This window comes from Paraburkholderia nodosa (assembly GCF_001718195.1).
GTDB classification, from domain to species: domain Bacteria; phylum Pseudomonadota; class Gammaproteobacteria; order Burkholderiales; family Burkholderiaceae; genus Paraburkholderia; species Paraburkholderia nodosa_A.
The window spans coordinates 95,343-106,750 of record NZ_MCNV01000026.1 but is presented as its reverse complement, the minus strand read 5'-3'; the positions used below and the strand labels follow the sequence as shown (position 1 = coordinate 106,750).

At 64.0% G+C, this 11,408-nt stretch carries 11 protein-coding genes and 1 tRNA gene; 10 read left to right on the top strand and 2 right to left on the bottom strand.

What is annotated here, in order from left to right; genetic code table 11:
- A partial coding sequence (locus BFD71_RS31500; protein ID WP_141710866.1) for an NAD(P)/FAD-dependent oxidoreductase occupies positions 1-679 on the bottom strand: 679 nt, incomplete at its 3' end.
- 176 nt (positions 680-855) lie between these two features.
- Here BFD71_RS31500 and BFD71_RS31495 point away from each other — a divergent pair.
- Together BFD71_RS31495 and BFD71_RS31490 are read left to right on the top strand one after the other, a co-directional pair.
- The gene (locus tag BFD71_RS31495; RefSeq protein WP_028204260.1) at positions 856-1,635 is read left to right on the top strand and encodes an SDR family oxidoreductase; all 780 of its coding nucleotides are present in this window, start codon (positions 856-858) and stop codon (positions 1,633-1,635) included.
- Positions 1,636-1,699: 64 nt separating this feature from the next.
- Positions 1,700-2,140, top strand: a complete 441-nt coding sequence (locus BFD71_RS31490) for an acyl-CoA thioesterase (protein ID WP_069268196.1) — start codon at positions 1,700-1,702, stop codon at positions 2,138-2,140.
- A gap of 47 nt (positions 2,141-2,187) precedes the next feature.
- On the opposite strand, the gene BFD71_RS31485 is transcribed toward BFD71_RS31490, so the two are convergent.
- On the bottom strand, positions 2,188-2,760 hold the full coding sequence (locus tag BFD71_RS31485) for a LuxR C-terminal-related transcriptional regulator (protein ID WP_069268195.1): 573 nt from the start codon (positions 2,758-2,760) through the stop codon (positions 2,188-2,190).
- A 257-nt stretch (positions 2,761-3,017) separates the two neighbouring features.
- On the opposite strand from BFD71_RS31485, the gene BFD71_RS31480 reads away from it, so the two are divergent.
- The 8 genes from BFD71_RS31480 to infC all read left to right on the top strand — a co-directional run bounded on the left by BFD71_RS31480 (position 3,018) and on the right by infC (position 11,151).
- Positions 3,018-3,737 carry a CoA transferase subunit A gene (locus BFD71_RS31480; RefSeq protein ID WP_069268194.1) on the top strand — a complete coding sequence of 240 codons (720 nt, stop codon included), beginning with the start codon at positions 3,018-3,020 and terminating at the stop codon, positions 3,735-3,737.
- A gap of 15 nt (positions 3,738-3,752) precedes the next feature.
- Positions 3,753-4,394 (top strand): CoA transferase subunit B, encoded by a 642-nt coding sequence (locus BFD71_RS31475; protein WP_069268193.1) that lies wholly within the window; start codon positions 3,753-3,755, stop codon positions 4,392-4,394.
- Between the two features lie 170 nt (positions 4,395-4,564).
- Positions 4,565-5,458: an alpha/beta fold hydrolase gene (locus BFD71_RS31470; protein WP_069268192.1), complete on the top strand. Its 894-nt coding sequence runs from the start codon at positions 4,565-4,567 to the stop codon at positions 5,456-5,458.
- Positions 5,459-5,554: 96 nt separating this feature from the next.
- Positions 5,555-5,908, top strand: a complete 354-nt coding sequence (locus tag BFD71_RS31465; RefSeq protein WP_069268191.1) for a RidA family protein — start codon at positions 5,555-5,557, stop codon at positions 5,906-5,908.
- Between the two features lie 58 nt (positions 5,909-5,966).
- Complete coding sequence (locus BFD71_RS31460; protein ID WP_069268190.1) at positions 5,967-8,216, top strand: RelA/SpoT family protein; 2,250 nt, start codon at positions 5,967-5,969, stop codon at positions 8,214-8,216.
- Between the two features lie 86 nt (positions 8,217-8,302).
- A tRNA-Val gene (locus BFD71_RS31455) sits at positions 8,303-8,379 on the top strand.
- A 292-nt stretch (positions 8,380-8,671) separates the two neighbouring features.
- Positions 8,672-10,579 (top strand): threonine--tRNA ligase, encoded by a 1,908-nt coding sequence (gene thrS, locus BFD71_RS31450; protein ID WP_069268189.1) that lies wholly within the window; start codon positions 8,672-8,674, stop codon positions 10,577-10,579.
- 50 nt (positions 10,580-10,629) lie between these two features.
- On the top strand, positions 10,630-11,151 hold the full coding sequence (gene infC, locus BFD71_RS31445; RefSeq protein WP_083245567.1) for a translation initiation factor IF-3: 522 nt from the start codon (positions 10,630-10,632) through the stop codon (positions 11,149-11,151).
- Positions 11,152-11,408: the final 257 nt, after the last annotated feature.

Genomic DNA, 11,408 nt, shown 5'->3' with positions numbered 1-11,408 from the left:
CCTTGATGCCGATGCCGTAGACCTGCGGGTCCGAATCCTTGCCGAGCTTGAACTTCTCGTTCAGTTGACGGCCCAGGTGCCCGCGGCAGCCTTCGCAGAACAGCGTGTACTTGGCGTGCAGCTCCATGCCGAGCTGGAAGTTTTCGGTGGGCTCGCCGTCCTTGCCCACACCCACGTTGCCGGTGGCGACGCCCTTGACCGAGCCGTCGTCGTTGTAGAGCACTTCGGCAGCGGGGAAGCCCGGGAAGATTTCCACGCCCAGGGCTTCGGCCTGCTGGCCCAGCCAGCGCGTGACGTTCGCGAGGCTGATGACGTAGTTGCCGTGGTTCTTGAAGTTGTCGGGCAGCGCCCAGTTCGGCACAGCCGTAGCCCCCGTTTCGGAAAGAAAAAGGAACTTGTCCTCGGTCACGGGCACGTTCAGCGGTGCGCCTTGCTCTTTCCAGTCCGGCATCAGCTCGTTCAGGGCACGCGGGTCCATGACCGCGCCCGAGAGGATATGCGCCCCGATTTCCGAGCCTTTCTCCAGCACGCAGACGCCGATCTCAGCGCCTTTCTCCGCGGCCAGTTGCTTCAGGCGGATCGCGGCAGACAGCCCGGCAGGACCGCCACCGACGATCACCACGTCGTATTCCATCGACTCGCGTGGGCCGTATTGCTCTAAAAGACTTGCGGGGGTCATCAATGCTCCTCTTGCCATTAGAATGCTTTTTTCGGGATCGTATTGTCGGGTAACGTTCCCCGTGCCGCAACCCAACAGGCTAACATTAGCACGACCGTTCTATTCTGTGGCGTCAGATTTGGCGGGCCGACCCCGCCGCGTTCTGGCGCCTATTTACCTCTGAACAGGAACCGGAAATGGGCCGTTCGATCAATCTGGAAGGCAAGGTCGCGATGATCACGGGGGCCTCCAGCGGGCTCGGCAAGCGCTTCGCCCAGGTGCTCTCGCAGGCGGGCGCAAAGGTCGTGCTGGCGAGTCGCCGCGTGGAGCGGCTCAAGGAGCTGCGCGCCGAAATCGAGGCGAGCGGGGGCGCCGCGCACGTCGTCTCGCTCGACGTGACCGACTACCAGAGCATTCGCTCGGCGGTCGCGCACGCGGAAACCGAGGCGGGGACCATCGACATCCTCGTCAACAACTCGGGCGTCTCCACGACGCAAAAGCTCGCCGACGTCACGCCCGCCGACTTCGAATACGTGTTCGATACCAACACGCGTGGCGCCTTTTTCGTGGCCCAGGAAGTGGCCAAACGGATGATCATGCGCGGCAACGGCGGCGGCCCGAAGCCGGCCTACCGCATCATCAATATCGCTTCGGTGGCGGGACTGCGTGTGCTGCCGCAAATCGGCCTGTATGCGATCAGCAAGGCCGCGGTCGTCCACATGACGAAGGCGATGGCGCTCGAGTGGGGCCGCCACGGCATCAACGTGAACGCGATCTGCCCGGGCTACATCGACACGGAGATCAACCACCACCACTGGTCGACCGAGCAGGGGCAAAAGCTCGTTTCGATGCTGCCGCGCCACCGCGTCGGCAAACCCGAAGACCTGGACGGCCTGCTGCTGCTGCTCGCCGCCGACGAGTCGTCGTTCATCAACGGTTCGATCATCACCGCCGACGACGGCTTCGGGCTCACCTGAACTGAGGCGAGTCCGGCCGGCGCCCGGCATTCTGTTTTCCGCAACAACACGAAGTTGAAGTGCAATGAGTGACTACCACCCCGTATTTGAAATGACCATGCCGATCCGTTGGGGCGACATGGATGCGTTCGGCCATGTGAACAACACGGTCTATTTTCGCTACATGGAGCAGGTGCGCATTTCCTGGTTCGAGCATCTTGGCGTGGCCTCGGAGAGCGGCGACGGACAGGGCCCCGTGATCGTCAATGCTTCGATGGAATTTCTCAAGCAACTGCATTACCCCGGCGACATCGTCTGCACGATGACGGTCGGCCAGCCCGGCCGCAGCAGCTTCGACACCGGTTTCGAGTTGCGCCGCGCCGACGAGCCGGACACGCTCTACGCACGCGGGAACGCGCGCTGTGTGTGGATCGACTACGCGGCAGGCAAATCGGTGCCGATTCCCGATATGTTGCGCGCCACCATCGAGCATGCGGGACTGGTGAAGTCCGACCGGATAGGTTGAGCGCCCCGATGTCGCGCGCTGCCCCGCAGTGCGCGGCCCTGGCGTCCTTACTGGCCGAGCAGCCGCTGCAGCAGCTCGGTGGCGTTGCCGGTGTCGTACTTGCGCATGAGGCGCGCGCGATAGACATCCACGGTGCGCGGGCTGATATCGAGCACGCGCCCGATCTGCTTGCTGGTCTTGCCCGTAACGAGCTGCGCGGCGATCTCGCGCTCGCGCGGCGTGAGCTCGATGGCCACGCGGCGCGTCGCGCTCAGGTCTTCAAACGTCCAGACGCCCGCCGCGTGCGGCTCGGCGCGATCGAGCGAGCGCCCCGTGACGTGGCACCAGAAGAGTTCGCCGTTGGCGCGCTTCATGATGCGGTCGTCGGCATAGCTGCCTTGCGCCGTCATGATCGGCGGGATGCGTGCGCCAATGCGCTCGAACTCGTCCGCGGAAGGGTAGAGCACCTGGAACGACTGGCCGATCAGCGCCTCGCGTACGCAGCAGAAGATTGCGGCGACCTGGTCGTTGCAATCGACGATGGTGCGCTCGCGCGCCAGTACGAGGCCGATGGGCGCGAGATGGAACGCGGTCTGGTAGTCGAGCGCGGAGCGTTCGACGGATTGGGTGGGAGCAGCCATGGCGGACGGTGCGGGTATTGCTTTATGTAGTTTTGCGTATTGTGCCGCAACAGGGGGCCAGCGTACGCTTTGCACCCATCGGAGGGGCAGTTTTCCAGGCTCGCGCGGCTCGTTTGGGCCCGTGCGCACGGCCCGGCCGGGCTGCCGGCTTCACGGCAGCGCCGCCGGGGCATGACTAGAATTGAACATCCGGACGCGCCAGACGTCCGCGCGACAAACCGGATTGGCGGATTTCCATTCGAGGAAGGGACACACTGATGAACAAGGTCTATAAAAGCGCGGCTGCCGCGCTCGAGGGCATCGTCAAGGACGGCCAGACATTCGCGGTTGGCGGTTTTGGGCTGTGCGGCATTCCCGAAGCCCTGATCGCCGCACTGCGCGATACGGGCGTGAAGGGCATCACCTGCATCAGCAACAACGCAGGCGTGGACGGCTTCGGCCTCGGCCTGCTGCTGGAGACGCGCCAGATCAAGAAAATGATCTCCTCCTACGTGGGCGAGAACAAGGAATTCGAGCGCCAGTATCTGTCGGGCGAACTCGAACTCGAATTCACGCCGCAAGGCACGCTGGCTGAAAAGCTGCGCGCGGGCGGCGCCGGCATCCCGGCGTTCTTCACGAATACCGGCTTCGGCACGCTGATCGCCGAAGGCAAGGAAACGCGCCAGTTCGGCGACAAGCACTATGTGCTCGAGCATTCGCTCACGGCAGACGTCGCGCTCGTGAAGGCATGGAAGGCCGACAAGTCGGGCAACCTGGTGTTCCGCCGCACGGCGCGCAACTTCAACCCGATGTGCGCGATGGCGGGCAAGATCACCGTGGCGGAAGTGGAAGAGATCGTCGAGAACGGCGCACTCGATCCGGACGCCGTTCATACGCCGGGCATCTTCGTGCAGCGCATCGTGCTCAACGCGCACCCGGAAAAGCGCATCGAACAACGCACCGTGCGCGCCGCAGCTGGCAAACCCGCGGGCAACTGAGGAAGGAGACCGACCATGGCTTGGAATCGTGACGAAATGGCCGCGCGCGCGGCGAAGGAACTGCAGGACGGCTTCTACGTGAACCTCGGCATCGGGCTGCCCACGCTCGTGGCCAACCATGTGCCCGCGGGCATGGAAGTGTGGCTGCAGTCGGAAAACGGCCTGCTCGGCATCGGCCCGTTCCCGACCGAAGACGAAGTGGACGCCGACATGATCAACGCCGGCAAACAGACCGTGACAACGCTGGCGGGTTCGTCGATTTTCTCGTCCGCGGACTCGTTCGCGATGATTCGCGGCGGCCACATCAACCTGGCGATCCTCGGTGCGATGCAGGTGAGCGAGAAGGGCGACCTGGCCAACTGGATGATCCCCGGCAAGATGATCAAGGGTATGGGCGGCGCGATGGACCTCGTGGCGGGCGTCGGCCGCGTGGTCGTGCTGATGGAGCACGTCGCGAAGGGCGACCAGCACAAGATCCTCGAGGCCTGCACCTTGCCGCTGACGGGCGTGGGCGTGGTCGATCTCATCATCACCGACCTCGGCGTGATGGAAGTGAGCGATGCGGGTCTGAAGGTGACCGAACTCGCACCGGGTGTCACGATCGACGAGATCAAGGCGAAGACCGGCGCGCCGCTCGACGTGAGCGCCGTGGGCTGAACGTCGTCGCGTAAGCACGATTGGCGGCGGGCGAGACTTCGGTCTCGCCCGTTTCGTTTTTGCGCATGGCTTGCGCACGGTCCGCGTGCGGCTTGACCGACGATGCCGTGCGGCAAAGCCGTTTACAATCGGCCGAAAGCCTTGATGCGCCTTCGAGCGAGGATTCCGCGATGACCGAATCGACCGCAGTGCCGCGCCAGCAATACGTCCAGTGTCTCAGTCCCGCGGGCCTGCACCGCATCGCGTACACCGAGTGGGGCGACCCCGCCAACCCGCGCGTGCTCGTGTGCGTGCATGGACTCACGCGCTCGGGGCGCGACTTCGACCGCTTCGCGGCCACGATGGCCGACCGGTATCGTGTCGTGTGCCCCGACGTGGCAGGGCGGGGGCTGTCATCGTGGCTGCTCGACCCGCGCGGCTACGGCGTCGCGCAGTATGTGGCCGACATGGTCACGTTGATCGCACGTACCGGCGTGGAGAAGGTGGACTGGTTCGGCACGTCGATGGGCGGCCTGATCGGCATGGCGCTCGCGGGGCTGCCGGGCGCGCCCATCGGCCGCATGCTGCTCAACGACGTCGGGCCGCATATCGAACCCGCGTCGCTCGCGCGCATCGGCGAGTACGTCGGGCAAGGCGGGTCTTTCGCTACGCTCCAGGAAGGCATCGACAACGCGGCGCTTCTCGCGGCCTCGTTCGGTCCGCTGAGTGCCCATGAATGGCGCGAGATCAATACGCCGTTGCTGCATGAAGTGGAAGGCACGTGGCGCTACCGGTACGACCCGCGCATTGCGGAGCCCTTCAAGTCGATCACGCCCGAGCAGAACGAGGAGGGCGAGAAGTTCCTGTGGCGCTCGCTCGCTGCGTTCGAAGGGCCTGTGCTCGTCGTGCGCGGCGCGCTTTCGGACCTGCTTTCGCGTGAAACCGTCGAGAAGATGGTCGCGACCGGGCGCCAGGTATCGAGCGTCGAAATCGAGGGCGTCGGGCACGCGCCGGCCTTCCTCGCGCCCGACCAGATCGCGATCGCGCGCCGTTTCTTCGACGGCGAGGCCCTTCGCGCGTCATAATATGAGATTGGCCGGCATATTCCGGCGCGCGCCGATGCGCGCTGGATCGTAGCGGCCCGGAAGTCGACCGTTTTTCACTTCTCAACAGGAATTTTCATGGCAGTCATTCGTCACCACGTTGGCCCGCGTCTCTCGGAAACCGCCATCCACAATGGCACCGTCTACCTGGCTGGCCAGATCGCCGAAGACACGACGCAGGACATCGGCGGCCAGATGCGCGAAGTGCTCGGCCACATCGACCGTCTGCTGGGTGAGGCGAACAGCGACAAGTCGCTGCTGCTCTCGGTGCAGATCTATATCGCCGACATGAAGGATTTCCCCGGCATGAACGCCGAGTGGGACAAGTGGGTTGCGCAAGGCGCGACGCCGCCGCGCGCGACGGTCGAAGCGAAGCTCGCGAATCCGGAATGCCTGGTCGAGATCGTCGTGGTGGCTGCGCAGCGCGATTGAGCAGCTGGTTTGATCCTTTTCGTTGTCGCCCGTCCGGCAAGCCGGTGGGCATCGCCTCATGAGTAGCGACACCGTTCCTCCTTCCCCCGCGGTTACCGCCGATCCCGGCGCGCTGCCCTCGCTCGACGACGCGCTTGCGTTCGTGCGCGAGCACGCCGGCGACGCACGTCTTTCCACGGGCGAGCCGCTCATCGAGCATGCGCAGGGCACGGCAGTCATCATGAGCCGGCTCAATGTCGACCCGCCTGCGGTGCTTGCCGCGGCGCTCTTCAATCTCGCGCCGCATCTCGACGAACCGGAAGGCGCGCTCGAAGCGCGCTTCGGCGCGGAAGTCGCGAAGCTCGTGTTCGACGTGCGCAAGCTCTTGCGGCTCGGCACCGTGAGCCTGCGCGCGGCGCAGCACGCCGTGCCCGAAGCGGGTCGCGAAAGTCGCGACGCCCAGGCGGCGCGGCGCGCGCAGGTCGAGTCGCTGCGCAAGATGCTGCTCGCGTTCGCGCAGGACATTCGCGTCGTGCTGATCCGACTCGCGTCGCGTTTGCAGTCGCTGCGCTTTTATGCGGCGGCGAAGATCAAGCCGGCGCCCGAGATCGCGCACGAGACGCTCGAAATCTACGCACCGCTCGCCAACCGCCTCGGCATCTGGCAACTGAAGTGGGAACTCGAAGACCTCGCGTTCCGCTTCCAGGAGCCCGATACCTACAAGCGCATCGCAAAGCTGCTCGACGAAAAGCGCGTGGAGCGCGAGAGCTACGTGTCCGAGGCGATCGCGCGGCTGCAGAGCGAGCTTGCCGCTGCGCATATCCAGGCCGAGGTGAGCGGGCGGCCCAAGCACATCTACAGCATCTGGAAGAAGATGCGCGGCAAGGAGATCGACTTCTCCGAGCTTTACGACGTGCGCGCGTTCCGCGTGATCGTGCCCGACATCAAGGATTGCTACACGGTGCTCGGCATCGTGCACAACCTCTGGCAGCCGGTGCCGAGGGAATTCGACGACTACATCTCGCGGCCCAAGCCCAACGGTTATCGCTCGCTGCATACGGTCGTGATCGGCGACGACGGCCGCGCGTTCGAAGTGCAGATCCGCACGCACGAGATGCATCAGTTCGCCGAATACGGCGTGGCCGCGCACTGGCGCTACAAGGAAGCCGGTGCGAAGGGCTACGGCGGCCAGTTCAGCGCGAGCAGCAGCTACGACGAGAAGATCGCGTGGCTGCGCCAGCTGCTCGCGTGGAAGGACGATGTGTCGGATGGACGCCAGCCGTGGGAGCAGTTGCGCCAGGCCACCCTCGACGACGACCACATCTACGTCCTCACGCCCCAGGCGCGCGTGATCGCGCTGCCGCAGGGCGCAACGCCGCTCGACTTCGCCTATCACCTGCACAGCGAACTGGGCCATCGCTGCCGCGGCGCGCGCGTGGACGGCGCGATGGTGCCGCTCAACACCCAGCTGCGCAACGGCCAGACGGTCGAAATCGTCTCGGTGAAAGAGGGCGGCCCGTCGCGGGACTGGCTCAATCCGCAGCTCGGTTATCTCCAGAGCCCGCGTGCGCGCCAGAAGGTCCGCGCGTGGTTCAACGCGATCGAGGCGCAGGAAAACATCGCCAACGGCCGCGCGATGGTGGAAAAGACGCTGCAGCGCGAGGGCCGCACGTCGGTCAGTCTCGATCAGCTCGCGGCCAAGCTGGGCTTCAAGTCGCCCGACGATCTCTTCAGCGTGGTCGGCAAGGAAGAGTTCAGCCTGCGCAACGTCGAGCACGCGCTGCACGACGCGCCCGCGGCCGAGCCCGAAGAGGAGACGCCCGAGCAGCTCACCAAGCGCGCGAGCGGCGCGAACGTCGCGCATGGCGGATCGTCGGGCGTGCTGGTGGTGGGCGTGGACGCGCTCCTTACGCAGCTCGCGCGCTGCTGCCGGCCCGCGCCGCCCGACGCGATCAGCGGTTTCGTCACGCGCGGCAAGGGCATGTCGATCCATCGCAGCGACTGCCCGACCTTCCGGCGCATGGCCGCCCGCGCGCCCGAGCGCGTGCTGCACACCACGTGGTCCGCCGACGTGATGGGCGGGCGCGGTCAGTCGGTCTACCCGGTCGATATCTCGATCGAGGCGACCGACCGCCAGGGTTTGCTGCGCGACATCTCCGAAGTGTTCGCGCGCGAGAAGATGAACGTGATCGGCGTGAAGACGCAGTCTCGCCGCAATGCGGCGTACATGCAGTTCACGGTGGAAGTGTCGAGTTCGGCGCAGATCCAGCGCGCATGCGTGCTGCTCGGCGAGGTGGGCGGAGTGCAGCGGGCGTCGCGCAGGGGCTGAGGCGGCCAGACGAGGCAGGCAAAGATTGCCGCGCTGCAAAAAATGCTTGCCAAGTCTGCGGCTACTTCATATAATCTTCCTTCTTCAGGCTCGTAGCTCAGCTGGTTAGAGCACCACCTTGACATGGTGGGGGTCGTTGGTTCGAGTCCAATCGAGCCTACCAACGAAATCGAATCCTTGGCTTTGCTGGGGGCTCAAGGCAGTAAATGCACACAGCGCGCTGCGCCTGCAAAGGAAGCAGCCATAAGGCGAATACGGTTATGACACCGCGAACGTTTACCGAAACTACTTCGGAGCGACGCTAGTCGAGGACCTCTTTCGCCTCTGCAGTCAGGTTTGAAAAGTGAATGCGGCCCCTCGAAAGCGGGGCCGCATTTTTTTTCGCTGCGAAGTTTTCCGCGGTCTGTTCCCCACGAACAATACGATGTGCCTGCGCGGCACTTCTGGAGAAAAACATGGTTGCGATACGTCTGCCCGACGGTTCGGTTCGACAGTACGATCATCCCGTCACGGTCGCCGAAGTGGCGGCTTCGATTGGCCCCGGCCTCGCCAAGGCGGCGCTCGGCGGCAAGCTCGACGGCGAACTGGTCGATACGTCGACGCTGATCGATCGCGACGCATCGCTCGCCATCGTCACGGACAAGGACGCCGACGGCCTCGACATCATCCGTCACTCGACGGCGCACTTGCTCGCCTACGCGGTGAAGGAGCTGTATCCGGAAGCGCAGGTCACGATCGGACCGGTCATCGACAACGGTTTCTACTACGACTTTGCCTATAACCGTCCCTTCACGCCCGAAGATCTCGAGAAGATCGAAAAGCGCATGCAGGAACTCTCGAAGAAGGACGAGCCGGTGTCGCGCCGCGTCGTCACGCGCGGCGAAGCCGTGGACTACTTCAAGAGCATCGGCGAGAAGTACAAGGCCGAGATCATCGAGTCGATTCCGGGCGACCAGGAAATCAAGCTGTACTCGCACGGCGGCTTCACGGACCTGTGCCGCGGCCCGCACGTGCCGTCCACGGGCAAACTGAAGGTCTTCAAGCTCATGAAGGTCGCGGGCGCCTACTGGCGCGGCGACTCGAAGAACGAGCAGCTGCAGCGCATCTACGGCACGGCCTGGACGAAGAAGGAAGACCAGGATCAGTACCTCCACATGCTCGAAGAGGCCGAAAAGCGCGACCACCGCAAGCTCGGCAAGCAGCTCGACCTGTTCCACATGCAGGACGAGTCGCCGGGCATGGTGTTCTGGCACCCGAAGGGCTGGACGCTCTGGCAGCAGGTCGAGCAGTACATGCGCGGCCGCCTGCGCCTGGCCGGCTACGACGAAATCAAGACGCCGATGATCATGGACCGTTCGCTCTGGGAAGCGTCGGGTCACTGGCAGAACTATCGTGAAAACATGTTCACGACGGAGTCGGAAAAGCGCGACTACGCGATCAAGCCGATGAACTGCCCGGGCCACGTCCAGGTGTTCAACCATGGCTTGCGCTCGTACCGCGATCTGCCCCTGCGCTACGCGGAGTTCGGCTCGTGCCACCGCAACGAGGCGTCGGGCGCGCTGCACGGCCTCATGCGCGTGCGCGGCTTCGTCCAGGACGATGCGCACATCTTCTGTACGGAAGATCAGATCATCAGCGAGTCGATCGCCTTCAACACGCTGGCGATGAGCATTTACAAGGATTTCGGGTTCGATCACATCGACATCAAGCTCTCGCTGCGCCCGGATTCGCGCGCGGGGACGGATGAGACGTGGGATCGCGCCGAGCAGGGCCTGCGCGAGGCGCTCACGGCCTGCGGTCTGCAGTGGGAAGAACTGCCGGGCGAGGGCGCGTTCTACGGTCCGAAGGTCGAGTACCACATCAAGGACGCGCTCGGCCGCTCGTGGCAGTGCGGTACGCTGCAGCTTGACATGGTCCTGCCGGAGCGCCTTGGCGCCGAGTACGTGGCCGAGGACAACAGCCGCCGCCGCCCGATCATGCTGCACCGGGCCATCCTCGGTTCGATGGAGCGCTTCCTCGGGATTCTGATCGAGCACCATGCCGGCGCGATGCCGCCGTGGCTCGCTCCGGTGCAGGCCGTTGTGATGAATATCGCGGAAAGTCAGGCCGAATATGCCGCGAATCTGGTCCAATCGTTGCAAAAACAAGGGCTTAGAGTGGTGGCCGATTTGCGCAACGAGAAAATTAGCTATAAAATACGCGAGCACACGCTTGAGAAGGTCCCATACCTGCTTGTCGTCGGCGACAAGGAGCGTGAAGCACAAACGGTAGCCGTGCGTGCCCGTGGCGGCGTCGATCTGGGTGTCATGCCCGTCGATGCCTTTACAGCGCGTCTTGCGGAAGACATCAAGACGTTCAGGTAAGCCACTGCGGCAGCGCGGCTCGTTTTTTTAATTTTTAGAGGAAACGTAACATCGCTACGGATAAGTCGCATCGCATCAACGGTGAAATCACTGCACCCGAGGTGCGTCTCGTCGGAATCGAGAACGAGCCGCTCGGCATCGTAAAACTGGCCGATGCGTTCCGCATGTCGGAACAGCAGGACGTCGATCTGGTTGAAATTGCCCCGCAGGCGGTGCCTCCCGTGTGCCGCCTCATGGACTACGGCAAGTTCAAGTACCAGGAATCGAAGAAGCAGCACGAGGCCAAGCTCAAGCAGAAGGTCATCCAGGTCAAGGAAGTCAAATTCCGCCCGGGTACAGACGATGGCGATTACAACGTCAAGCTGCGTAATCTCATCCGCTTCCTCGACGATGGCGACAAGACGAAGATCACGTTGCGTTTCCGGGGCCGCGAAATGGCTCACCAGGAAATCGGTATGCGCATGCTCGAGCGCCTGCGCACCGACCTCGAAGAAGTCGGTCAGGTCGAGCAAATGCCGAAGATGGAAGGGCGCCAGATGATCATGGTGCTCTCGCCCAAGAAGAAGAAGTAACTGGCGTGCCGCGCGGTTCGACCTGCGCGGCGGTCAACATGCAGTTTTCAATGACGTCTTCGGCGCCCAGGCGCAGGAGGCGGCAAGCAGGTTCCGGAACGGCGCCCGCGCGCTGCACGTGAAGTGCGGCAAACGGGCGTTTTTCCTGGAAGCGGCGGCGAGCTTGTTTTAAAAAGCCAGCCAGTCGCCAAAACAAGTGGAGTGGGTTTCGAAGGGCGGAGTCCCGGCAAGGTGTGTGAACACTGCGCCAACCGCAC

Excerpts from the sequence above, each read along its gene's own strand:
- BFD71_RS31495 (WP_028204260.1), top strand. The coding sequence starts at position 856 with ATGGGCCGTTCGATCAATCTGGAAGGCAAGGTCGCGATGATCACGGGG.
- BFD71_RS31460 (WP_069268190.1), top strand. The coding sequence starts at position 5,967 with ATGAGTAGCGACACCGTTCCTCCTTCCCCCGCGGTTACCGCCGATCCC.
- BFD71_RS31485 (WP_069268195.1), bottom strand. The coding sequence starts at position 2,760 with ATGGCTGCTCCCACCCAATCCGTCGAACGCTCCGCGCTCGACTACCAG.
- thrS (WP_069268189.1), top strand. The coding sequence starts at position 8,672 with ATGGTTGCGATACGTCTGCCCGACGGTTCGGTTCGACAGTACGATCAT.
- BFD71_RS31470 (WP_069268192.1), top strand. The coding sequence starts at position 4,565 with ATGACCGAATCGACCGCAGTGCCGCGCCAGCAATACGTCCAGTGTCTC.
- BFD71_RS31480 (WP_069268194.1), top strand. The coding sequence starts at position 3,018 with ATGAACAAGGTCTATAAAAGCGCGGCTGCCGCGCTCGAGGGCATCGTC.
- BFD71_RS31465 (WP_069268191.1), top strand. The coding sequence starts at position 5,555 with ATGGCAGTCATTCGTCACCACGTTGGCCCGCGTCTCTCGGAAACCGCC.
- BFD71_RS31475 (WP_069268193.1), top strand. The coding sequence starts at position 3,753 with ATGGCTTGGAATCGTGACGAAATGGCCGCGCGCGCGGCGAAGGAACTG.
- BFD71_RS31490 (WP_069268196.1), top strand. The coding sequence starts at position 1,700 with ATGAGTGACTACCACCCCGTATTTGAAATGACCATGCCGATCCGTTGG.